The organism is Paenibacillus sp. PL91 (genome assembly GCF_012935325.2).
Classification (GTDB): domain Bacteria; phylum Bacillota; class Bacilli; order Paenibacillales; family Paenibacillaceae; genus Pristimantibacillus.
The window spans coordinates 174,067-196,495 of record NZ_JABBYG020000001.1 but is presented as its reverse complement, the minus strand read 5'-3'; the positions used below and the strand labels follow the sequence as shown (position 1 = coordinate 196,495).

Genomic DNA, 22,429 nt, shown 5'->3' with positions numbered 1-22,429 from the left:
TTTAATTGCTCCATACTACGATGTCACATTCATATGCGCCTGAGCTGGCGGTTCAAAATGATCCAAACAGCGGAATTTGATGCCCTTTTGTTCCATGAGATTGCTCACCTTATCGCTATCCTTCGGATAGCTTCGATGATAGACGATTTCAATGACACCGCTATTGGCAAGCATATTGGCGCAGGTCCAGCAAGGCTGGTCAGTGACGTATACCGTTGAACCCTCTCGGTCGGCGCGATCCGTAAACAGGAGCAAATTTTGCTCAGCATGAATCGTTCGAATGCAGCGCTGCTTTTTGAACAGCTGCTCCTTGCCGTCGATTTGCTTCATCTCAACTTCCTCCGATATCATGCAGCCTGCCTCAAGACAATCCTGCACCCCCATCGGCGCTCCGTTATACGCTGTACCGAGCAATTTTTTCCCTTGCACCAGAACGGCGCCGACATGTCTTCGCGGACAACGCGACCGCGTCGATACCATATAAGCGATATCCATAAAGTAGGTGTCCCAATCCTTCCGGACGGCATCCTGCGTTTGGGTATTCATGAATCCAACTTCCCCTCTCATGCTGCATCTGATGTTCTAGCTGCTATTCAGTATATGATTTAGATCTGTTGGCTGGCCGTAATCGCTTGCTCCAAATCAGCCAAAATATCTTCAATGCCTTCTGTACCGATCGACAGGCGAATCATGCCTGGCGATACGCCTGCATTCGTTTGCTGCTCTGCAGACAGTTGAAGATGGGTCGTGCTTGCCGGGTGAATAATAAGCGACTTCGAATCGCCGACATTCGCCAAATGCGAGAACAGCTCCACGGAATTAATCACTTTCTTGCCCGCTTCGACGCCGCCTTTAATGCCGAATGTCAAAATCGCGCCCTTGCCTTTAGGCAAATACTTTTGCGCCAGCTCATAAGTCGGATGGCTCGGAAGACCTGGGTAATTGACCCACTCAACCGCTTCATGCCCTTCCAAAAACTCCGCAACCTTTTGCGCATTCGAGCTATGGCGTTCCATCCGCAGATGAAGCGTCTCAAGACCCTGCAGCAGCAGGAAAGAGTTAAACGGAGATATCGCAGCTCCCATATCACGCAGCAATTGTACGCGTGCTTTAATAATATAAGCGATTGGACCAACCGCATCCGTGTAAACAACGCCATTGTAGCTTGGGTCTGGCTCAGTCAAGCCTGGGAATTTGCCGCTCGCTTTCCAGTCGAACTTGCCACCGTCCACAATTATACCGCCAATCGACGTACCGTGACCGCCAATAAACTTTGTGGCAGAATGGACAACGATATCGGCGCCATGCTCGATCGGTCTGCACAAATATGGGCTTGGGAACGTGTTATCCACGATAAATGGAATGCCGTTCTCATGCGCGATTGCGGCAACAGCTTCCAAATTAATGACATCGCCTTTCGGATTTCCGATCGTTTCTGCGTAAACCGCTTTTGTACGCTCGTTAATGGCGCTGCGGAAATTTTCCGGGTCCGATGGATCTACAAACCTTACGGTAATGCCCAGCTTAGCTAAAGTGATGGAAAATAAGTTGAACGTTCCGCCATATAGGCTTGTTGCAGAAACGATTTCATCGCCTGCGCCCGCAATGTTCAGTATCGCATATGTAATTGCCGATTGGCCAGATGCAACTGCCAAGGCTGCCGGAGCGCCTTCCAGCTCAGCTACGCGTTTCTCAAAAACGTCCGAGGTCGGGTTCATAATTCTGGAATAAATGTTCCCGAATTCTTGCAGTGAAAATAGATTTGCAGCATGATCCGTATCTTTGAATCCGTAAGATGTCGTCTGGTAAATAGGCACCGCGCGCGACAACGTTGTCGGATCGATTTGTTGGCCTCCGTGGACGGATAGCGTATCAAGAGAAAGCTTGCGTTGTTCTGACATTTCCTCGACTCCTTCTAATAATGAAATAATAATGGCTGATGCTAAAATAGAAGCGGTATCAATGACAGCCCGCTTCCTTCCATTCTCTCACAATTATGGACGAGCTACAATGCTCTCTTCAATACCTTGCAGCAATTTCTCTCCTATTCCCTTGACTCGGAGCAAATCATCTACGGAGTTGAATTTTCCATTTTGATCTCTATCCTGAACAATGGCCTTCGCCTTTGCAGGACCAATTCCTTTCAATGCATCAAGCTCTTCGGCGGTCGCGCGATTAATGTCAAGCTTGCTGTCCTCTCCTGCTTGCTCCAAAGCCATCTGCCCATTTTGCCCGACTGTAAGTTCAGCTTCTTTTCCATCTTCTTTTTCATCTTTACTTCCATCTATATTTCCAGCTGTTTTCTCATCGGTATTCTCATCGGTTTTTTCAGTTGTTTTCTCCTCAGCGGCCGCCAGCTCTTCTTCCTTATCATTTGATTGATCAAAAGCAGCAATCGCTGTTTCTACTTTAGCGTTTAACGGTACCCATTCCCCGGTGATCTCACTTTTAGGCTCCAGCAGCGCTGCGGCTAGAAGAATAACGGCTGTTATTATAAGCGTTGCGGCAAACCATAACGGTTTCGAAGAAAGCTTCATTTCGTACCAACCTTTCTGCAAACGACATAATGTTTGGCATATAGTGACATATAAAACAAGTACTACGGAATAAGGTAAGAGAGCAAACGAAAAAATAACGGAAATTTTGACTCGGGATTTGCTCGCGCATGCCTTTAACACTATTTGATTCCGGTTATGCACGCGCCAAACCTATAGGAGGGTTCAGCATGAATGTCGGATTTATCGGGACTGGCACGATGGGAAGTCTGCTCATTGAAGCATTTATTGCATCAGGCGCATTATCGCCAGCACAAATTGCCGTCAGCAACCGCACCTTTGCAAAAGCTCAAGCCTTGGCCAGCCGTTATTCCGGCATGAGAGCCGAATACACGAATGCCGGAGCAGCCTGCGGCTGCGATATCATTTTTTTATGCGTCAAGCCGTTAGAATTCAAAAAGGTCGTCGATGATTTGAAGCCCGTCATTAGACCCAACCAAATGGTCGTTTCCATTACTAGTCCTGTTCTCATCTCTCATCTGGAGGGTGAACTCGATTGCAAGATCGCAAAAATGATTCCGAGCATCACCAACTATGTGTGGAGCGGAGCATCGCTTTGCATTTACGGCCAGTCGATCGATGAGGAAGACAAAGCGCGGCTTGAAAATTTGTTGTCCAACATAAGCGAGCCGCTTCGAATAGATGAAAGCTATACGCGCATCGTATCGGATCTCTCAAGCTGCGGACCTGCCTTCATTTCCTTCCTGCTCGAGCAGTTTGTCGATGCAGCCGTTGAGGAAACGGGAATCGGACGCGAAGAAGCTCTTCGAGTAGCAAGCGCCATGCTGCTTGGCACAGGATTGCTGCTAACCGAAGGCGGGCTTACTCCAGCAGACGTTCAGGAAAGGGTGGCTGTGCCTGGAGGCATTACTGCCAAAGCATTAAATCTGCTGCGCCAAGAGACGGACGGCATCTTCAACCAGCTCATCCGCACGACGCACGACAAGTTCGACGAAGATGTAATCAAAGTTTCGACCGCCTTCATAGGCGAAGAGGTGAACGGTCAATAGCTGTTCTTCAGCTAAAGCCCGTTCACCTCTTTATATTGCATGTTTATATTAATTAGCGACGATGTTGACTAGCTTGCCTTTGACAGCAATCACTTTGCGGATCGTTTTGCCGGCAATCAGCTCTTGAACTTTCTCAAGCTCCTTCGCCAAGCTTTCCATTTCAGCAACGTCCATATCCGCTGCAATGGAAACGCGGTCCGCGATTTTTCCGTTGACTTGAACGACGATCTCTACTTCCTGATCGACAGTCCATGCTTCCTCGAATGTTGGGAACGAAGCATACGTAAGCGAATCCTTGCGTCCTAGCTTCTCCCACAGCTCTTCCGCGATATGCGGAGCGATCGGAGAAATCAATTGCACAAATTGCTCCATGGCCGCAAGCGGCAGCACTTCCGTTTTGTAAGCTTCGTTTACGAAAATCATCAGTTGGCTAATGACGGTATTGAAGCGCAATGCTTCATAATCTTCTGTAATTTTCTTAATGGAACGATGCCAAGTGCGCTTGAAAGCATCGCTTGTGTCGCCATCACCGATTTTAGCGTTTAGGCTGCCATCCTCGTTTACGAACAAACGCCATACGCGGCTAAGGAAACGGTACGTTCCCTCCACGCCGTTTGTGTTCCAAGGCTTGGTCGCTTCAAGCGGCCCCATAAACATTTCGTACATACGGAGCGTATCTGCACCGAATTCATTTACGATATCATCCGGGTTAATGACGTTGCCGCGTGATTTTGACATTTTTTCGTTGTTATTTCCTAGAATCATCCCTTGATTGACAAGCTTGTGGAACGGCTCCTTCGTATCGACTACCCCGATATCGTAAAGCACCTTATGCCAGAACCGTGCGTAAAGCAAATGAAGCACCGCATGCTCGGCGCCGCCGATGTAAAGGTCAACCGGCAGCCATTCCTTTTGCTTCTCTGGAGAGCAGAGCTGCTTGTCGTTTTTCGGATCGATGAAACGCAGGTAATACCAGCAGCTTCCTGCCCATTGCGGCATCGTATTCGTCTCGCGGCGAGCTTTCATACCTGTCTCCGGATCAATAGTATTTACCCATTCCGTAACGCTTGCAAGCGGAGACTCGCCGGTTCCTGAAGGTGTAATTGCATCAACATCAGGCAGCAAGAGCGGCAGCTGGTCCTCAGGAACGGTTTTCATCGTGCCGTCCTCTAGATGAATAATCGGAATCGGCTCGCCCCAATAGCGTTGGCGGCTGAACAGCCAGTCGCGCAAACGGTACGTAATTTTGCCTGCGCCTTTTCCAGAAGCATCCAAATGCTCGATCATTTTTGCAATAGCGTCCACATTAGTCAAGCCGTTTAAGAAGTCGGAATTCACATGCGGTCCATCGCCTGCATAGGCTTCCTTCGTCACGTCTCCGCCTTGGACAACCTCAACGATTGGAAGGTCGAATTGCTTCGCGAACTCCCAGTCACGAGCGTCGTGACCTGGTACGGCCATAATAGCGCCTGTGCCATAGCCGGCGAGCACGTAATCTGCTATCCAAATTGGCGTTTTTACGCCGTTCACAGGATTGATCGCATAAGCGCCTGTAAATACGCCTGATTTATCTTTTGCCAAATCGGTACGCTCTAGGTCGCTTTTGCGCGCTGCAGCTTCTTGGTAAGCTTCGACTGCCGCTTTTTGCTCCGACGTTACGATTTGCGCAACAAGCTCATGCTCTGGCGCCAATACGCAATACGTCGCGCCAAACAAGGTATCAGGACGAGTCGTAAATACGACTAATGCCGAGTCATGACCGTCGATCTCGAACGTAACCTCAGCGCCCTTCGATTTTCCGATCCAGTTGCGCTGCATATCCTTGATGCTCTCCGACCAATCGAGCTCTTCCAGATCATCCAGCAAACGATCCGCGTATTCGGTAATTTTCAAAATCCATTGGCGCATCGGTTTGCGCACAACCGGATGGTTGCCGCGCTCGCTAAGGCCATTGATTACTTCTTCATTCGCAAGAACTGTTCCAAGCGCTTCGCACCAGTTAACCGAAACCTCGGCAACGTATGCAAGTCCTCTATTGTACAATTGGATAAAAATCCATTGCGTCCATTTGTAATATTCGGGATCAGTCGTGCTGATCTCGCGGTCCCAGTCGTAGGAGAAGCCAAGCGATTTAATTTGGCGTCGGAAATTATCGATATTTTTGAACGTAATATCGCGCGGATGCTGACCTGTATCGAGCGCATGCTGCTCAGCAGGCAAGCCAAACGCGTCCCAACCCATCGGATGAAGCACATTATAGCCCTTCATTCTTTTGTAACGGGATACGATGTCCGTAGCGGTATAGCCCTCTGGATGGCCTACATGCAAACCCGCTCCGGATGGATACGGAAACATATCGAGCGCGTAAAACTTCGGTTTGTCCGCGTCTTCTGTCGTTTGAAACGTCTTGTTCTTATCCCAGTATTGCTGCCACTTCGGCTCGACAACAAGCGGATTGTAGCCGTGAAATTGCTGTTCTTGACTCATTTGTTGATATCCTCCTAAAAAATATGTGCTGTACGTATGCATGTTCAAAAAAACATAAAACCTCCCGCCCCTAGCGATTAACGCTAGGGACGAGAGGTTGTTCTCCCGTGGTACCACCCTAGTTAGCGGCAGGCATGCTTTGCCTATCGCTCACTTGTCGCCCTTATCGCAGGCCAGACGGTGCTTTTTTGCAATCGATGCCTCGGCATCGACCTCTTATTCGCACAGCTCCAAGGCGAGCTTCATTTCGCAGCAGGTCCGGCTTGCACCTTAAAAAACGCCGGCTCTCTAGTCCTTGCTTTCGAAATTACTGTTCCTCTTCAACGCTCCATATGCATAAAATGGTTAGTTTCGATTATAAAGATCGCGCGGTACGGTGTCAAGAGATCCCATTATTCATCTCTCTTTTCCGCGTTGTACCGGCATCACTCTATTCGCGCCAGCAACAAGTTGTCAAACCTATGGACAATCTTTGAAATAGATAAATGTTAAAAAATAGTCGGCACCATTCCCCCATCCATACGAATTGGAGAACCTTTAAATGCGGATGCAAAAGGACTGCATACGAATGTAGTTAGTCTACCTATTTCAATAGGCTTAATAAATCGCTGTATTTCAGATTGAGGTAGGTTTTTAGTCATAAAATCTTTCTCTTTTTCTAAAAAAGCCATATTTTTATTAGGGTAAATACCCTCAATGATCTGATGCACATTTTCAGAGAGTGTCGGTCCTGGCAAGATCGTATTGACTGTAACTTCTGTTCCTATTGTTAATTTAGATAAGCTTTTTGACAACGATAATAGCATTGATTTGGTCATTCCATACTGTGGCATTTGGCCTGAAGGCATAATTGCTTCCTCACTCGCAATAAAGATTATGCGGCCATAATCATTTTTCAACATTTTAGGTAAATAAAATTTAGACAAGCCATTTGCAGCGAGAACATTAGTACGGAAGTATTTTACCCACACTTCATCGTCAACGTCCTCATATTGCATAATTTCATAAATGCCCATATTGTTAACCAAAATATCAATATTGGGGTATTTTTCAAATAAAGCTTCTCTTTGCCCAATATCTACAATATCGGCTGCAGCATTTTGAGGAGAGGTATCCGGAAAATCTGATTTAATTTCATTTACAGTTCGTTCTACCTCTTCATAACTTCGCCCATTAATGAGTACATGAACACCTTCTTTGGCAAGCTCAATGGCAATTGCTTTACCTATGCCTTTCGTTGATCCTGTAACCAAAGCTGTTTTATCGTTTAATCCCATATCCATCATACCGTTCTCCTTTTCATTTACTTATAATGACTATAAAAAGTTAAAAACGTTCCTATTCTTCTATAGGTCCGGATAGTGATTATATTACTTTGTCAGGATTGATCAGTAACTAGCCTATTGCGCCAAACTTCTTGTTAAACACGCCAGATGATATAGCTCACTAAATACTAGCTCTGTAGAGTTGGTAGATTGGGAATTCTATTCATGAAAAGCCGGCATTCGATGCCGTCCTTCTGATTTCGAGTTTGTACCAAAATGTTCTGTACGCCAATTTGATGGAGTAACACCTTCCCAAAGGCGGAAGGCGCGATAGAACGAGTTCTGGTCTTCATATCCAATCAAGAAAGCCACTTCCTTAATATCGAGCGAGGGGTCTGCCAAGTACTCTCGAGCCTGCTCATGTCTAGCTTGTGTTAACAGATTCTTGAAGCTTGTGTTTTCTTCAGTAAGCCGGCGCTGCAAGGTGCGATCGCTCAGACTAAGCTCCTTCGCGACAGCCTGAATGTCGGGTCGCCCTCCTGTGAGGCTGCGCTTCATGATCCATTTGACCATATCGGAAATCGAGCGGCTACGCTGCTGATCAACCAACGATTGGTCCAGAACGGGAGTGAGGATCTCCAGCAACTCTTCGTTGTACGAGACAAAAGGACGGTCCAGATCTCTTCGATGCAGCGTTAGCCGGTTACATGTAGCACCAATCTTGATACGGCAGCCGAAGTAAGCTTCAAGGGCCTGTACATCGCCCATTGCGTGTGAAAATTCGACGAACCGCGCCGTTAAAGGTTGACCTGTGCCCCGTCGTCCAAGCTCCAGAAGAAATGCCAGCGTGATACCAACCAGTAACGGCGGACCGGGTTGCTCATTATACAGCCAATCCAGTTCGATTGTACTTTGCTCGCCCTCCTCGGTGATACGTAAGCTTTCGGGGGGACACAGTTTTTTGTACCGAGCCATTCGGTTTAGAGCGTCACGGTAGTCACGAGCGTGGTAAGTCGCTAAGACGGTCGGTGGGTACTTCGCTGTTTCATACACAGTCGCAAGCTTGATGATTCCATTGGCAGTATCGCCAATGAGATCGGAATAAGCCTGCCAGATCGCGAAATATTGGGCGGTGGTGACTAATGGTTCTGTAATAATGGTGAGCGGCAGTTGTGCTTTGCGAGCTACGTCGTGGGGGGCAATCCCTAATTGACGTAATCCTGCCCAAAATCCTGGCGGGAATTTAATACGGTCAGAGGTATGATACTTCATACATATGGACCTCCTTTAGCTACTTACATATTCGTTCGTTTGGTTGTGATGGGACTAGGGGTACTGTTATGTTAATGGGATAGCGGTTATCGTTCGCTTCCCATGTCGGTCTTTAACTAGCAGAATGTGACAAATCACTTCCTTATTACGCCGATTTTTAAGTACACATAAGAATACTCTTAAGTCCGCTAAGGTGTCTATATTAACGTAATAAGCGGTGCAGCTGCATTAAAAAAGTCATAAATAAACGAAGTTTTGTAGTTGTGTTGATCCTCGTCCGTTTAGCCTAATCTGCCCTTTCGGTTTAACAAAAAAAACAGCCACAATAGCTGGCTGCCTCTAAGTCAATATTCCATTTCTCCTTATATTAACGCCCATGCTGATAGGCGTACATAGCAAAGCGCATGCCGATGTCGGCATGCGCTTCTAAGGCTAAGAAAGTTTCTTATTCTACTTTAGCCGTTTCCGCATATTTTTTGAAGTTGTCTAAAATCGCTTGCCATCCGGCTTGCTGCATCTCGATGGCGTTGGTCTCTTCCGCTTCGAACGATTCGATGATTTTCGTGTCATTCTCTTGGCGAATAAAAGCGATTTTTACTTTTCTACCGTCGCCGATCGTATAGGAGATGCTCTCGTTAAAGCTCACCTCGTCGTATACTCCGCCGAAATCAAATCCAAAGCTGCCGTCTTTGGCTTCCATTCTCGAGACGAATTTACCGCCGACCTTCAGATCATTCTCGGCAAATGGTGTGTGCCAGTCATCGGAAGCCTTATTCCATTGCTTGATATGCTTCGGTTCCGTCCAATACTTCCACACGCTTTCGACGGGGGAATGAACGATCGTTTCTACTGTTATCATTACCGGATTACCTGTTCCCATTTGATAACCTCCAATTATGAATATATTATTCTCACAAATAATACCATCATCATTCACTAGAAGTCGATATGAATGAGGTGCCATGACTAAGGTTTCTTCGAAATTCAAACTTTTATGTCGTTAGCAGCCAATCTTGGTAAAGTCGGGTAACGATTGGCTTAATAGGCCAATCGTAATCAGATTTCGAGTATCGTACCCGAATTCAACGCCATCCTCCATATCGTAACGCTCCAGTACGGACGGCACGTAAAGACCAAAAGGCACGAAACGGGCCAAGCTTTCAAGCTTTGCGTTGACTTCTTTTCCATCGATCGTCATTCTCCTCTCGAGCAAACAGACGAAGCGCATGAGGGATATGTTTCTCCATCATCTATTAATGGCGAAAACAAACAGAAGCCGCATTTTGCAAGCATGCTGTTCTTCTATGTTGATAAGTTTTCCATGAGTCAAACTTTATATAAGTCCCATACCTGCCTTATTGTTGTTTCTGACTCACGCGGTACCAATATTCATACTGCGGCACAAAACCAATTTTATCGTAAAGCCGATTGGCGGGCGCATTGTTTTTCACCACGAGCAAATAACCTTCCTTCGATCCCCGTCCTTTGCCCCATTGCAGCAAATGCAAAATAAGCTGCTCCCCATACCCTCTGCTCCGATTGCCAGGGTCTGTGACGATATCATAAAGTCCAACATAGCCGTCTTCCATAACAGCGAACCCGCAAGCGACCGGAATTCCGTTGTCATGCAAAAGAGCAAAGCATTGGTCAAGCGGCGATTGATCAAGCATTTTCCGAGTAATCGCCCTTTGCTTGTCCGTTAATCCGCTGAACACCGTTATTGCATCCAGCCATGCTTCTGTCGGCTTGCTTTCGAGCCAGACATCTGCATGAGAGGGAGACAGCACATCGGATAAGTGAACCGTCTTAACAACCGTATGATCGATAAGCGCGTAGCCGCGCGAAGACAGTTCTTCATCCAGTGAGGCTGGCTGGCTGAAGGGCGTAATTTTGAATGTTGTACGAATGCCCTCTTTCTCATACCGCTTCTCGCAGGCGCGTATTTTGGCATCCAGCTCCAACGTATGGCTGTAGATCGGATTAATGGAGTTTGACCGCTTCGTATAGCCGTCCGCAAATCGAAGCAGCCATCCGTCATATACGACCGTTTGCAAGGCAGGCCATCCGTTCAAGCTCATTTCCTCGATACGAAAGTGCAGCAGCCTTTTAATGGGCTGAATATGATGCTGATCATGCCAAATAAAATCGTTCATATACTGCGACATCTGGAAAGGATGCCCATCCGCATCTATATAGGATGCATCATATTGCTCATTCGACAGCTTACCAATCGTATCTATTATACGCTTACGACTCTGCACCGCTTGATGGGTTAGCTCTGCGATCGATGTCGTCTTTCCGTAAGCCTTCGCATTTTCGTTGAACTGATCATAGTCGAGATGTTTTACTGTAAGCGGCATGCCTTCGGCTGCCTTGGCAATCGCTTCTTCATAGAAATAATCATCCCATCGCCAAATATGCGCCACGACCTCGCGAACGGACCATTTTCCAGCTGCTACGCTTTGATTCCAAATCCGCTCACTAAATTTAGCCAAATCCGTTACAAACGTTATCCATTCGCTAAAAGCCTGCAGCAGCCGTTCTTTTTCATTATTCATCTTCAAGCTCCCTCTTCCCGTAAAATATGTAAACATTTCCATGCGATATTCTTATCTTACTGGAAGCAACGTTTACGTGTGAGAACATTTTTTGTTGTCATGCCAAAAAAAATAGCCACTCCATGAGCAGCCATTTGCGTTACCTATTCTCATAGCATGCCGAATCTCTCAAGCTGCTCAATTTGGTTCGCCTGCTTTAATACTTCGCGCTGCTTCGGCCCAAGCAGATCGAAATGCGGGTACTCCGACCGCGCGTGAATATACCGAGGATTGAGACCATGATCGAGACACCAACGGGACAGCTTCTCCATATTGGCGCAGCCGACCTTCGTTACTGTCCGCATATCTGGAAACCTCGGATCTAGCCAGTAATGCGTAAGAAATGCGATCTCTCCGCGCGCTACTGCCGCTTTCCATTGATTCATCTCTTGCCTCTTGATGCCGAATGCCATGGTCCCCCTCCTTTATGGCTGCGCAATAATATTTTTCACGCGTCCGACTTGGCCGTCGGCCAGCCTCACTTTAATGCCATGCGGATGCTTTGGAGAATTGGTCAAAATATCCTTTACGACACCTCGTGTCAGTTTGCCTGTGCGCTGATCCTGCTTCAATACAATATCGACCTCAAGCCCCGATCTAATGGCGGAGCGCTCTGTTCCATTCATCTTTTAACCTGCCTCTGTGCTTATAATGTTGGTTTATAGCATAGCATATGCAAAGTAAAGATGCACATTATAAGGACAGCTGTTATACTTAACATCAAACGATGTTTACGAAAAGAGGAAATGTATTAATGTCAAACGCCTTTAACGCTTTGGGTATCATCCCCAAGCTAAGCGAATTGCTTCATCAAGATGGAATAACCGAGCCGACTCCGGTTCAAAAGCAAGCTATTCCTCTCCTTCTTAATGGACAGGATGTCATTGCGCAAGCACAAACGGGCACAGGCAAAACAATTGCGTTTGCTTTGCCTATTTTGCAACGAATTAATATAGAGAAAGAACAAGTGCAGGCGCTTATTCTAACACCGACAAGGGAGCTTGCCATTCAAATAACGAGCGAGCTCAAGAAGCTTGTGCCTGCTGTAGGCGTTAGCGTTCTTGCCGCTTACGGCGGCCAAGACGTCGATGCTCAAATCCGCAAGCTGCAGCGCTCGCCTCATATCGTCGTTGCGACGCCTGGCCGCCTGATCGACCATATGAAGCGCGAAACGGTTAGCCTAGGCAAGCTGCAAATGCTAGTCCTCGATGAAGCCGATCAAATGCTTCACATGGGTTTCCTGCCAGATGTTGAAAGCATTATCTCGCAAACGCCGAAGGCTCGTCAAACGATGCTCTTCTCCGCTACGATGCCTGATGCCATTCGCAAATTGGCAGCGGATTACATGAAAACGCCAGTCGATATTCGCGTTCGCAGCACCAACGTAACGCTGGATAGCATTACCCAAATTGTGTACGAAACGACAGATCGCAGCAAGCAGCAAACGCTTGTACATTTGCTTGAGCAGCATCAGCCGTATTTGGCCGTTATTTTTTGCCGGACGAAGGTTCGCGCGAAGAAGCTGAATAAGGAGCTGCAGGAAATCGGCATTGAATCCGATGAGCTGCACGGCGATCTGACGCAAGCGAAGCGCGAGCAGGTTATGAAACGCTTTAGAGATGCGCGTCTTCAAGTGCTCGTAGCGACTGACGTTGCTGCACGCGGCCTTGATGTTGAAGGTGTAACGCATGTGTACAACTACGACGTACCGCAGGACGGCGAGCTTTATATTCACCGTATCGGCAGAACCGGCCGTGCAGGACAAGAAGGCGCTGCGATTACGCTGGCAACGCCATATGACAAGAACCATTTGCTGCTCATAGAGCAAAGCATTAACGCTAAGCTGCCTCGCCGTGCAATTGACAGCGAAGGCGTAGAAACAACCGTACGTGCACAGTCAGGCGATCGTCCTGAGAAGGGTCGCAGTTCTGCTGGCAAAGGCGGCGCTCGCGGCGGCAGCGGTAAGCCTGCGGAAGGCGGACGCCGCGGCGGACGCTCCGGACAGCAGGATCGGGGCGCTAAGCCAGGCGGACGCAGAGGCCAGCGCGAGACCGTACGTCCCGCAGCCGGCAAACGTACCGGAAGAACGGCAGAAGTTCGCGGCGAAGCTGTCGAAACGGCTGGTGAAACATCCGGTTGGGCAGCTCGTCGCGGTGAGCGGTTCGAAAGCGGCAGCGCACCTCGCGGCGGCGAGCGCACAGGTAATCGCGACAATGCAGCTCGCGGCGGCGCAAGCCGCGGCGGGGGCTTTGGAAGCCCCCGCGGTGCAGAGCATGTTGCAGGCCGCGCCGCTTCCGCGGTAGAGAGTCCGTGGGAAGCAGGGCGCAAGGATGCCAAAGCAAGCAACGAGCGCGGAGCTGTACGCGGCAAAGCAACCGGTGGACGCGGCGGTCAGCGTGGCAATTCTTCCTCAGGCGGTCGCAGCAGCTCACCTGCAGGTGGGCGCAGCAGTTCACCAGCTGGCGGTCGCGGCGGCAGCTCGACCAATAAACCACGCGGCGGCGGACGCAATCGCTAAGTGAAATAAGAGCAGTCTCTGAGGAGCGAATACCTCTGGAGACTGCTCTTTATTTTGTGTAAAGCATCTAATAAATGGATAAGATTCACCCAACTCTATAAATGAAGCCCCACTATAAATCTTCAAAGCCTACCATAATAAATATCAGTGCACTGACGGATAAAATATGTATAAACGAAATAATAATATGAGAAGAAACAAGCTTCCAATCCATTCTGGAGATTTTAGAGCTAATCGTTAATTTATATAGCGAAAAACCAATTAAATAAGTAACAATCAGAGACTGCACTAACCACGTTGAAACTGTGATAAACGCCGGATTGTTATTTACACTCGGTAATAAAAACCAACTAAGCTCGTATTTCAATGAACAAAGTATGATTAGCCATGCCGCAAAATGAATCGGCAAAGCTATGGCCATGTTTTTACGAATAGTAACACTCCTCTATCTTATAGTCGCTTCTCTAATAAACGAAATGACTCAGAATAATGTTACATATTCTATTTTTTCTAAATTTGGAGAGGTTTTATCGTTTCGCCATTTCTATCGAATCGTGGAATCGCCTTTAGTCCCTCTTCAATCGTCCATTCAGCGAGCGCGACAGACTGGATTTCCGGGTAACCGCGTTTTTCCAATTCCAGCAGCAGCCACTTCTCATCGCGGTTAATGGCGGCTAGCCCCTTCGATTGCGGAACTCCATCCTCAATAATGATGTGGGGCAAATATGCTGGGGAGGTTTGAAGATTTAGATCTGTGCGCTGTACAGCTTCATATACCGATTTTTTCAAAATACTAAGAGCGCCATTCGTCTCGTAGACGGCGTACGCCACATCGCTCAGAGAGAAGACATCTCGCTGCCGAAGCATCATGCGAAGCTCGTCGAAGGCCATGTTATTGCGACGCAGCGCTTCCATATCAATTTCGCCATTTACAATCAGAAGCTCAGGTTTGCCTTCAAGCTGTCTGCGCAGCGGTTTGCCGAATTCCATCATTTTCTCAAATAAATAAGAGAGCCCTGCCCAAAGCGCCAGCGCGAAAATAAGCATCCACGCCGAAACTTGCCCATCGTATATCGTATTGCCGACAATTTCACCCATAATCATAGATGTGATGAAATCAAAAGGAGAAAGCTGGGAGATTTCCCTTTTGCCAAGCAGGCGTGTCACACACCATAGTCCAGCAAAAGCTGTAATCAGCTTTATAATGATTGGCAAGTATACCTCCATATGCAGTCACCTCTTCTTACCGTTTATTATTCTTTACCCCCCGATCATAGATTTATAACGTTATATGGACCATGGATCATGCCCAACTCTTCGTCCTTTTCAAGTAGACATTCAATCTTTCTGAAAATAATAGCATAACAATAGCAGAGACTACGATAAACGACGGGAAAATTCCGATTGTTGTATATGAAGCAAGAAAACCGAGAACCGGAGGCATAAACGTACTGCCCGTATAGGCCACAGCCATTTGATAGCCCATAATGGTCTGGGAGTGCGTTTTCCCGAAGCGGACAGGCGTTTCATGCAGCATGCACGGATAAATGGGCGCCAAGCCTAATCCAACAATCATAAAGCCTGCAAGCGAGAAAGCAGGCGGCAGCGGCAAGAACATAAGCGCCGCGCCAACTAAAGCCGTGATTTGCCCTCCGCGAATGAGGATACGGTTGTTTATTTTGAATGTAATAAAACCGGTAATCAACCTGCCGATCGTGATGCCAGCGTAAAATAGGGATACCCATTGTGCGGCTGTCGCAGCAGGCAAATTCTTCACATTGACAAGAAAGCTGCTTCCCCACAGGCCCATTGTTGACTCGACGCCGCAATAAAACAAGAAGGAGACCAAAGCGAGCTTTACTCCTTTAATCTGCAAAGGCTTTATCTTTTCGGAAGATTGTTCATTTGTTTCTTCTTCTATTGCTTCCGGCCCTTCACTTGAGGCTGCGCTGCTGCCTTTTGCGACCCGTTTCCATAAAGGCAGCGTGAAGAAAAGAATGACAACTAAGGCAAACTGAATAACAGCAACCGTCAGGTACCCGTCTTTCCATTCGTTTTGCCCCGAAATAAACTGCGCCATAACAATGGGTCCAAGTGTCGCTCCGACTCCCCAGAAACAATGCAGCCAGCTCATGTGATGCGCTTTGTAATGGGCAGCAACGTAATTGTTTAAACCAGCATCTACCGCCCCTCCGCCTAAGCCAAGCGGTATGGCACAAATCATTAACCATACAAGCGATGGAGAAACGGCGAATCCAAGCAGAGCACCGGCTGTCATGATGCAGCTGACGAGTGTAACTTTGCCCGTTCCAAAACGATTAATGACGGCTCCGCTTGCCAAGCTGGACACGATTGTGCCGGCAGCGATTATCATAAATAGCAAACCAGCGGTCTCTAGCGCCACGTCAAAGTCCAATTGCATAACAGGCCATGCGGTTCCAAGCAGCGAATCAGGCAATCCCAAGCTGATGAACGCCAAATAGATGATAAATAAAAAGAATGTAGCCATTTTGTTACCCAGTCTCCTGACTCCTATTATATTTTTTTGCCAGAAATCATAAGTTCAAGTCCCAGCTTTTGCAATCCATACAAATAATCATTTTTCCAATTGCTTGCTGTAAGCGCCGGAAGATGCTCTTCCGGGATATAGGAAGCACTCCTAAGAGCAATTTGGTTAATTACAGACTGGTTCAATTCATCGTTACAAAAAATAATAGTATGGGGGTTTATGATTGCTGTAAACGATGCTACCAGCCGACTAATCGCATCGATCCTTTCTTCCTCACGAAAATTCGCGGATTTTGATCCGCTGCCGCCGTTTAAGGCTTGCAAAAAATTGCTATTATCATACTGAGGGACGAATGAAACCTCCCCAGAGAAAAACGTGCTTCCGCGCACTACATCTCCATTAATCATAATGCCGGCACCTGGACCATTTTGACCCAAATATAAGTAAATCATCGAAGAATGTTCTTTGTTTTGCTTATTGTCGTTGAAGCCAAGGACAGCGGCATTCATGTCGTTCTCTACGACGACAGGGATAGATAAACGATCCTCGAAGTATCCTTTCAAATCGAAATGATGGAACTGCTCGTAGTCTGGTATATAAATGATTCGACCATTATTGACCGAACCCGGCACACCGATTGCCAAGGAGCTGATCCTTGGATATTTTACGATGATATCTTCTATGTGCTTCGTTAAGCTTTGAACATCATTCATTAGGACACTTGATGTACAACTTTGTTCTTTCACTTCTCCTAAACAATTAAAAATCGTATAGTTCGTTTCTGTCTTTTCTAAAAAAATAGCCAAGCCCAGCATATATTCCGGGTTGTAAGCATACCTTTGCGCTCTTCTCCCCCCGCTGGAATCATCTAGACCAACTAAAATGAGCTCCCCGTCCTTTTCCATTTGCGACAGGAATTTGCTAATGGTAGGGAAGCTGATACCCAGCGTGTGACTCAGTTCAGCTTTCGTTGCACTCCCAAGCGCAAGCAGGGCAGCACGAATGCCGCGAAGAATAACCTTCTTCATCTCTTTTGGAGTTGCAAGCAACTCATTCACCCTCATCACCACCTCATTATGCGATACTTATTAAACGCATTTAATAAGTTATTACGATGATACCAAAAAGTTAACGTAATGGAAAGAAAAAAACCGCCGGACAGCTATTGATGTCCACGGTTTGTGTTGAGAGCGTGCAGCAGTTTGCTATATAGTCTGACCCTATTCAGCTTAATTGCATCTCATGTTATAAGCTAGTCGGCAAACCGTAAAGGCACATCTGCATACAATCCGTATTTTGTTTTAGTGCTTCAATCGTTTTAGCATGAGGCGATATGTATATTTCCGAATAGTCCAATTCATTGAATTCCGGCCGTACTGCAAAAGCCAATTTTTCTTCGCTTAATGAAAACTCCGCATCTACACCAGCTTTATTACCACGAGCATCTAAGCGTATCCATTTTCCTATGCTATTAATATAGACGGCATTTAGGGCATGGATGCAGTACCCTGTATCTGGTGTATCTCCTAACGTAAGCTTTTGATAACAAAAACCTGTCGGAATCCCTTTGCTCCTTAACAGAGCAGCTAATAAAATAGACTTCGCATAGCAAATGCCTTCTTTATAAAGAAGCACATCCGAGGCTTTATGAGTTATTCGCGAGCTTCTTATATCCCATGAATGATCGATTTCGTCACGCACAAATTCATAAGCCTTCTTCACAAAATCATTTTCGTTATGGGATGCAATAAATAGTTCCGAAGATTTTTCCTTCATGGAAGGGCGGCTAAAATCGATATCTTCGGTTTCTGCCAAATAATCATCTAAAAAGTCCGATTCACATTTCAAGTTCATCCTAAATCCCCCTCTAACCTTGATCGCAGCGCAATTTCATCCTTTTATTTAACTGCAAAATGTTCGCAACGGTATCATTATGCATTAAAACGAATTTTTATACAATACCTGCTTTCCCCCTGAAAAAGGAAAAAGCAAGCACCGCGGCGCTTGCTCAATGATTAATTTAATATTCCCCTATTCTTAATACCATTTCTAGTCCCAAACCTTGGGGCGATCGATGCCTGCCGTTCGCAAATAATCCAGCAGTTGCCCCGTGTGTACGGATTCGTGATAAGCAATCCTCATTAACATATCGCCTAAATTCCGAACATAGCCTACATCGCTTCGATCAATTTTAACATTTGACAAGTCCTCTTGGGTGAACGACTTTACGGTATTTAAAAATAGTTCCCTATACATTTTCGCAAAATTCAGTTCATCTTCTAAAGAAGAAAACACCCTATTTTCAAAAGGAGAATCGTATGAAAGCAAGCTTCCGCGGTTAAGTATGGCAAGATAGTAATAGTGCTCGCTTTCCAGTACGTGCCGGATCATTTCTTTTATGCTTAAGGCTTGTGCATCCGGCTTCCAATCCAGCATATTTTCAGGAATACCGCTCCATACTTTAATACTTCTGCGTCTTACCTCTTCCAGGTTTAAGATAAGCAGGTCTATTCCGTTAATGATGAACACTCCTTTACATTTTTCAATTAATCGAACCTTTGAGTATATTCATGTAATTCAAGTATAAACAAATATAGCGTACATATGTTCTCGCGTAAACGTTAACCTTTACCATTTTCACAACAATTTGTTGATGCAAAAAAAGGACTAATTTAATCGTTTGGGCTTATCGTTCTATTGAAATGCTTGGCTTAACGGTAAGGAACTGTGTGCGGTAGAGCAACAGAATTCCAACATGGAGTATGGCGAGAACGAAATAAATATTGCTGAACAAGTGACCGCTTGTTCCGACATTTAACGGATTCCAATGAACGGATGAACCTTGTTCCGCTATAATACCGTACACGCCGGCAGCTATTCCTTGCGCAATAAAGCTGATCATCGAGAAAAGCCCCATGCCCACTCCAATCTGATCTTTGGGCAATGATCTTGAAATGGAATTGGACATTGCGATCTGCAAGAAAGATTGGCCCACGTTTCCGAAAATCAAAAAGAATGAAATCCAAAGCGGCAAAATTCCTGTAAAGATAGACAATAAGGCAAAACAAGTTATTAATAAACCGGATGCTGCCGAGAATAAATAGGAATTCCCCTTCAAATCCGCTAGCTTCCCGCCTTTCCTACCTAGAATGGCGGAGGCTGCCGCTGCTGGGACCATGGCGAATCCGATCCAATTGGAGCTTAGCTGATGCACTTCCGAAAACAGAATTGGAGTTAAAAAATATAAAGATATGCCAATGCCGCTGATGAGAAATGAAAGCGCTAGTCCGATGGAATACCTTTTATTTTGAAACAATTGGGGATGAATAAAAGCATCTGTTGTATTTCGGATTGTTACGATGAAGAGCGTCAATGCCGCTAATCCGAAAACCACATACAACCAGGCTCGATTCGTAGCCCCTAGTAGAATCAGCGTAACGGATACAGCGAGCAAGCTGCCACCAAGCCAGTCAAATTTTCGCGGAGCTTCTTTTTGCTCATGCTCCAAATATTTTCGATACAATGGAAGCAACAGCAGGATCAACAGCGAAGGCAAAAATAGAAAGCGCCAGCTCGCAAAGCTGACGACAAGCGCGGAAACGACAGGCGCAAGGGCGCTTCCGAGCGCTATCCCGATAGCAGTCATGCTTAAGGCGGAGCCTCTCTTCTCAGGGGAAAAGTACCTTACTGGGATAATGAGTGCAACGGCAGGAACTGCCGCAGCACCAGCTGATTGTATACACCTTCCGAGCAGCGCAAACCAGAATGTTTGGGAAACGAGTCCGATTAGCGAACCAACGGCAAACAACGTCAGACCAAACGTCAGTATGCTCTTCAGTTGGAATCGGTCAGCTAGTTTCCCATAAGTCACCGTCCCAAACGCATAGATAAGCGTATAGGCAGAAGATAGCCAGCTCACCTCCGCAAGGGTAAGATGAAACTCCTTGCTGATTTGCGGAAGCACCACGTTAAACATAAGCGCGCTCATCGAAGACATCATTACGGTGAACATCATTAAGCGCATTAAGATCAGACCTTTTGGCTGACGTGAATCAGAAAACATAGACAATCACTCCTTATCAAATGTGTGCAAGTACATACTTGCATTCATGCTATAAAAAAAGCTAGGGGGTTAAAGCCCTAGCGAATAACCGTACGCTTTCCTCAATAAACTCGTCTAACGCATCTTCTGGTACTGGCTCTTTGGCGCTTAAGTACGTACTGATAAACGCGCCGTAATTCATCCACATGAAAGACATAGCTTCCATCTCTGGCTTCGGCGTCATTGCCTTGTCTTGCTCTGACATAGCAGCCAAATAATTCGTTAAAAGTTTTTTTAGGTGCTGAGGATGCCTCCCAGCTTCTTGATAAACCTCCGGAGGGAGTGTGCTGCTGCCTCTATGAGAAATTAAAAACAGCTTTCTGTTCCGCCTCATTATCTTTTGATACGTTCGGCTGATTAAGAGCAAGTCGGAATGCAGTTCTCCTGCCAGTCCGTCACTAAACAGCTTTGTCATTTCTTCGGCATAATGATAGCGGTGGAAAGCTGATTCAAGCAGCTTCTGTTTTGTTCCGAAATGGCGAAATAACGTGACTTCATTCACTCCAGCCGCAACAGCAATCTCTTTGGTCGTCGTCCCATCATAGCCCTTTTCCGCCATGAGATCGATTGCCGCTAAAAGAAGCTTGTCGCTCGTACTCTGACTATTGCTCATATATCGACCCTTCTTTAATGCAAGTACTTACTTACATTCATATTGTATGCAAGTCAGTGCGTATTGTCAATAACAGGAAATATTTTTTGGGGGGGGAGGTGCATGCCGGATTACAACATGACCTCTAACTGAATATCACGAATTTCCCGTTTATATATCTTCTCATTAATCTCATCAGCTAGAACACATCCCATTTTGCGGTAAAAATGCTGGGTTTCAGCTGCTGGATGCGCACCGATATACAGTTTATCCGCTCCTAATCCCTTAGCCACTTGTTTTGCCTTCGCAAAAAGCTGCTCGCCTACCTTCTGTCCGCGGGCTGAGCGAGTAACATGGATATAGGATAACTCTCGATATATAGACTCATCTCCAAATAGTTCCGCTTCGATAATAGCAAATCCAATTAATTCTGCTCCTTGTTTTGCAACAATGACAGCGCCGCCATCGGCTATGTTACGTTTAAAATGCTGGACAATCTCTCTTTTCCTCTCCAACGTCCAATTGTCCTCAAACGCATCCTCTTTTTCTTTCAATCTTCCCTCTTCGTTGACTAACACCTTTGTTGTCTTCTGAGAACGGTCAAAGGAATCAAGCATATGGGGCAAAACCTCATCGGTTTGTAACACTTGTATATCAAGCATTCGATTTGCTCCTAACCAATCACATATTTTGCAAGTTGAACGGACTGCTCTTGCTAGTTTTTAACCGCCGCAATCATAAGGAATATGGGACGACGGAATTCGTCTTGCATATCGGGATTGTTGCCAGCCATTTCTTCCGACGGTTTTGGCTCGGACAGTTTCGTAATCATGAAGCCCGATTCAATCAGCGCATTCAGATGGGTAGCGACGGTACGATGGTATTTGACGACGTCATTTTCCAAAAACCTTGCTTGCCGCAAGCCTTCAAAGTGGTAGTCATCGACGGGCCAATGCAATCTCTCGCCTTGCGGGCCGTAATGCCAATCTTGTGCGGCGAGCGCAGTGAATACCGGGTGCTCAACGGAGAGTACCAAAGTGCCGCCGCGAACAAGGCAGTGATGGATTTTCCGACAGATGAGTGCGAAGTCTTCGACATAATGAAGCGCAAGCGAGCTTATGACTACGTCGAATTCATCTGCGTTAAAATCGATATCTTCGATTGCGAAACGGCGATAGCTGATTTGTGGATCATCGGTCAATTCTCTGGCGCGCTCAAGCATATTTTCCGAGAGGTCTACCCCTACTACAGAATGAGCCTGCTGTTCACGGGCATATCTGCAATGCCAGCCAAATCCGCAGCCAAGATCAAGCACTTTTTTGCCTTGAAGTTCAGGAAGCATCGCACGCAGGGCATTCCATTCACCAGCAGCGCTCAATCCGCCAATCGAACGGGGCATCTGGCTGTAATTTTCAAAAAATCCAGCATCATCATATTTGTTCTGTCTCATAATATCAGCAGCTCTCCTAACTTATTCGGGTTGATTCCAACCTGATGGATGTAATGCCTATACGTTACCATT

General features: G+C 46.5%; 22 protein-coding genes and 1 other annotated feature. Of the genes, 2 read left to right on the top strand and 20 right to left on the bottom strand.

The annotated features are described in order from the left end of the window. Positions 1 to 15 precede the first annotated feature (15 nt). The 3 genes from HI950_RS00955 to HI950_RS36595 all read right to left on the bottom strand — a co-directional run bounded on the left by HI950_RS00955 (position 16) and on the right by HI950_RS36595 (position 2,678). Complete coding sequence (locus tag HI950_RS00955; RefSeq protein ID WP_169082000.1) at positions 16 to 546, bottom strand: deoxycytidylate deaminase; 531 nt, start codon at positions 544 to 546, stop codon at positions 16 to 18. Between the two features lie 59 nt (positions 547 to 605). Next, positions 606 to 1,901 carry a homocysteine synthase gene (locus tag HI950_RS00950; protein ID WP_169082001.1) on the bottom strand — a complete coding sequence of 432 codons (1,296 nt, stop codon included), beginning with the start codon at positions 1,899 to 1,901 and terminating at the stop codon, positions 606 to 608. Positions 1,902 to 1,994: 93 nt separating this feature from the next. After that, positions 1,995 to 2,678 carry a ComEA family DNA-binding protein gene (locus HI950_RS36595; protein ID WP_169082002.1) on the bottom strand — a complete coding sequence of 228 codons (684 nt, stop codon included), beginning with the start codon at positions 2,676 to 2,678 and terminating at the stop codon, positions 1,995 to 1,997. Positions 2,679 to 2,725: 47 nt separating this feature from the next. Between HI950_RS36595 and comER the strand changes: the two genes are divergently transcribed. Continuing rightward, positions 2,726 to 3,565 (top strand): late competence protein ComER, encoded by an 840-nt coding sequence (gene comER, locus HI950_RS00940; RefSeq protein WP_169082003.1) that lies wholly within the window; start codon positions 2,726 to 2,728, stop codon positions 3,563 to 3,565. Positions 3,566 to 3,613: 48 nt separating this feature from the next. On the opposite strand, the gene leuS is transcribed toward comER, so the two are convergent. The 8 genes from leuS to HI950_RS00900 form a co-directional block, all read right to left on the bottom strand. Continuing rightward, complete coding sequence (gene leuS / locus HI950_RS00935; protein WP_169082004.1) at positions 3,614 to 6,052, bottom strand: leucine--tRNA ligase; 2,439 nt, start codon at positions 6,050 to 6,052, stop codon at positions 3,614 to 3,616. Positions 6,053 to 6,134: 82 nt separating this feature from the next. Then, positions 6,135 to 6,385: a binding site (T-box leader), on the bottom strand. Between the two features lie 155 nt (positions 6,386 to 6,540). Then, complete coding sequence (locus tag HI950_RS00930) at positions 6,541 to 7,335, bottom strand: SDR family NAD(P)-dependent oxidoreductase (RefSeq protein WP_169082253.1); 795 nt, start codon at positions 7,333 to 7,335, stop codon at positions 6,541 to 6,543. Positions 7,336 to 7,536: 201 nt separating this feature from the next. After that, positions 7,537 to 8,589, bottom strand: coding sequence for an AraC family transcriptional regulator (locus tag HI950_RS00925; RefSeq protein WP_169082005.1), 1,053 nt, complete (start codon positions 8,587 to 8,589; stop codon positions 7,537 to 7,539). Positions 8,590 to 9,034: 445 nt separating this feature from the next. After that, a complete protein-coding gene (locus HI950_RS00920; protein ID WP_169082006.1) occupies positions 9,035 to 9,469 on the bottom strand; it encodes an SRPBCC family protein in 435 nt (144 codons plus the stop codon). A 120-nt stretch (positions 9,470 to 9,589) separates the two neighbouring features. After that, positions 9,590 to 9,787 (bottom strand): hypothetical protein, encoded by a 198-nt coding sequence (locus tag HI950_RS00915; protein ID WP_169082007.1) that lies wholly within the window; start codon positions 9,785 to 9,787, stop codon positions 9,590 to 9,592. A gap of 157 nt (positions 9,788 to 9,944) precedes the next feature. Further along, positions 9,945 to 11,147, bottom strand: a complete 1,203-nt coding sequence (locus tag HI950_RS00910; protein WP_169082008.1) for a GNAT family N-acetyltransferase — start codon at positions 11,145 to 11,147, stop codon at positions 9,945 to 9,947. Between the two features lie 149 nt (positions 11,148 to 11,296). Further along, complete coding sequence (locus HI950_RS00905) at positions 11,297 to 11,599, bottom strand: hypothetical protein (protein ID WP_169082009.1); 303 nt, start codon at positions 11,597 to 11,599, stop codon at positions 11,297 to 11,299. A 12-nt stretch (positions 11,600 to 11,611) separates the two neighbouring features. Beyond that, positions 11,612 to 11,812, bottom strand: a complete 201-nt coding sequence (locus tag HI950_RS00900) for a YwbE family protein (RefSeq protein WP_169082010.1) — start codon at positions 11,810 to 11,812, stop codon at positions 11,612 to 11,614. Positions 11,813 to 11,940: 128 nt separating this feature from the next. On the opposite strand from HI950_RS00900, the gene HI950_RS00895 reads away from it, so the two are divergent. Beyond that, positions 11,941 to 13,704 carry a DEAD/DEAH box helicase gene (locus HI950_RS00895; RefSeq protein ID WP_169082011.1) on the top strand — a complete coding sequence of 588 codons (1,764 nt, stop codon included), beginning with the start codon at positions 11,941 to 11,943 and terminating at the stop codon, positions 13,702 to 13,704. 510 nt (positions 13,705 to 14,214) lie between these two features. On the opposite strand, the gene HI950_RS00890 is transcribed toward HI950_RS00895, so the two are convergent. The 9 genes from HI950_RS00890 to HI950_RS00850 form a co-directional block, all read right to left on the bottom strand. Beyond that, positions 14,215 to 14,931 (bottom strand): DUF421 domain-containing protein, encoded by a 717-nt coding sequence (locus tag HI950_RS00890; RefSeq protein ID WP_169082012.1) that lies wholly within the window; start codon positions 14,929 to 14,931, stop codon positions 14,215 to 14,217. A gap of 76 nt (positions 14,932 to 15,007) precedes the next feature. Next, entirely contained in the window at positions 15,008 to 16,213 is a 1,206-nt protein-coding gene (locus HI950_RS00885) for an MFS transporter (RefSeq protein ID WP_169082013.1), read from the bottom strand. Between the two features lie 26 nt (positions 16,214 to 16,239). Next, positions 16,240 to 17,271, bottom strand: a complete 1,032-nt coding sequence (locus HI950_RS00880) for an ROK family transcriptional regulator (RefSeq protein WP_169082014.1) — start codon at positions 17,269 to 17,271, stop codon at positions 16,240 to 16,242. 187 nt (positions 17,272 to 17,458) lie between these two features. Then, on the bottom strand, positions 17,459 to 18,067 hold the full coding sequence (locus HI950_RS00875; protein ID WP_169082015.1) for a transglutaminase-like domain-containing protein: 609 nt from the start codon (positions 18,065 to 18,067) through the stop codon (positions 17,459 to 17,461). A gap of 195 nt (positions 18,068 to 18,262) precedes the next feature. Beyond that, on the bottom strand, positions 18,263 to 18,733 hold the full coding sequence (locus tag HI950_RS00870; RefSeq protein WP_169082254.1) for a DinB family protein: 471 nt from the start codon (positions 18,731 to 18,733) through the stop codon (positions 18,263 to 18,265). 166 nt (positions 18,734 to 18,899) lie between these two features. Next, on the bottom strand, positions 18,900 to 20,276 hold the full coding sequence (locus tag HI950_RS00865) for an MFS transporter (RefSeq protein WP_169082016.1): 1,377 nt from the start codon (positions 20,274 to 20,276) through the stop codon (positions 18,900 to 18,902). A 61-nt stretch (positions 20,277 to 20,337) separates the two neighbouring features. Then, positions 20,338 to 20,928, bottom strand: coding sequence for a TetR/AcrR family transcriptional regulator (locus HI950_RS00860; RefSeq protein ID WP_169082017.1), 591 nt, complete (start codon positions 20,926 to 20,928; stop codon positions 20,338 to 20,340). A gap of 110 nt (positions 20,929 to 21,038) precedes the next feature. Then, entirely contained in the window at positions 21,039 to 21,569 is a 531-nt protein-coding gene (locus HI950_RS00855) for a GNAT family N-acetyltransferase (protein WP_169082018.1), read from the bottom strand. A 53-nt stretch (positions 21,570 to 21,622) separates the two neighbouring features. Beyond that, positions 21,623 to 22,357: a class I SAM-dependent methyltransferase gene (locus HI950_RS00850; protein ID WP_169082019.1), complete on the bottom strand. Its 735-nt coding sequence runs from the start codon at positions 22,355 to 22,357 to the stop codon at positions 21,623 to 21,625. Between the last annotated feature and the right edge of the window lie 72 nt (positions 22,358 to 22,429).

What these genes read in the sequence shown, in the direction of transcription:
- HI950_RS00955 (WP_169082000.1), bottom strand. Translation starts at nt 546, where the DNA reads ATGAATACCCAAACGCAGGATGCCGTCCGGAAGGATTGGGACACCTAC.
- HI950_RS00950 (WP_169082001.1), bottom strand. Translation starts at nt 1,901, where the DNA reads ATGTCAGAACAACGCAAGCTTTCTCTTGATACGCTATCCGTCCACGGA.
- comER (WP_169082003.1), top strand. Translation starts at nt 2,726, where the DNA reads ATGAATGTCGGATTTATCGGGACTGGCACGATGGGAAGTCTGCTCATT.
- leuS (WP_169082004.1), bottom strand. Translation starts at nt 6,052, where the DNA reads ATGAGTCAAGAACAGCAATTTCACGGCTACAATCCGCTTGTTGTCGAG.
- HI950_RS00930 (WP_169082253.1), bottom strand. Translation starts at nt 7,335, where the DNA reads ATGGATATGGGATTAAACGATAAAACAGCTTTGGTTACAGGATCAACG.
- HI950_RS00925 (WP_169082005.1), bottom strand. Translation starts at nt 8,589, where the DNA reads ATGAAGTATCATACCTCTGACCGTATTAAATTCCCGCCAGGATTTTGG.
- HI950_RS00920 (WP_169082006.1), bottom strand. Translation starts at nt 9,469, where the DNA reads ATGGGAACAGGTAATCCGGTAATGATAACAGTAGAAACGATCGTTCAT.
- HI950_RS00915 (WP_169082007.1), bottom strand. Translation starts at nt 9,787, where the DNA reads ATGACGATCGATGGAAAAGAAGTCAACGCAAAGCTTGAAAGCTTGGCC.
- HI950_RS00910 (WP_169082008.1), bottom strand. Translation starts at nt 11,147, where the DNA reads ATGAATAATGAAAAAGAACGGCTGCTGCAGGCTTTTAGCGAATGGATA.
- HI950_RS00905 (WP_169082009.1), bottom strand. Translation starts at nt 11,599, where the DNA reads ATGGCATTCGGCATCAAGAGGCAAGAGATGAATCAATGGAAAGCGGCA.
- HI950_RS00900 (WP_169082010.1), bottom strand. Translation starts at nt 11,812, where the DNA reads ATGAATGGAACAGAGCGCTCCGCCATTAGATCGGGGCTTGAGGTCGAT.
- HI950_RS00895 (WP_169082011.1), top strand. Translation starts at nt 11,941, where the DNA reads ATGTCAAACGCCTTTAACGCTTTGGGTATCATCCCCAAGCTAAGCGAA.
- HI950_RS00890 (WP_169082012.1), bottom strand. Translation starts at nt 14,931, where the DNA reads ATGGAGGTATACTTGCCAATCATTATAAAGCTGATTACAGCTTTTGCT.
- HI950_RS00885 (WP_169082013.1), bottom strand. Translation starts at nt 16,213, where the DNA reads ATGGCTACATTCTTTTTATTTATCATCTATTTGGCGTTCATCAGCTTG.
- HI950_RS00875 (WP_169082015.1), bottom strand. Translation starts at nt 18,067, where the DNA reads ATGAACTTGAAATGTGAATCGGACTTTTTAGATGATTATTTGGCAGAA.
- HI950_RS00865 (WP_169082016.1), bottom strand. Translation starts at nt 20,276, where the DNA reads ATGTTTTCTGATTCACGTCAGCCAAAAGGTCTGATCTTAATGCGCTTA.
- HI950_RS00860 (WP_169082017.1), bottom strand. Translation starts at nt 20,928, where the DNA reads ATGAGCAATAGTCAGAGTACGAGCGACAAGCTTCTTTTAGCGGCAATC.
- HI950_RS00855 (WP_169082018.1), bottom strand. Translation starts at nt 21,569, where the DNA reads ATGCTTGATATACAAGTGTTACAAACCGATGAGGTTTTGCCCCATATG.
- HI950_RS00850 (WP_169082019.1), bottom strand. Translation starts at nt 22,357, where the DNA reads ATGAGACAGAACAAATATGATGATGCTGGATTTTTTGAAAATTACAGC.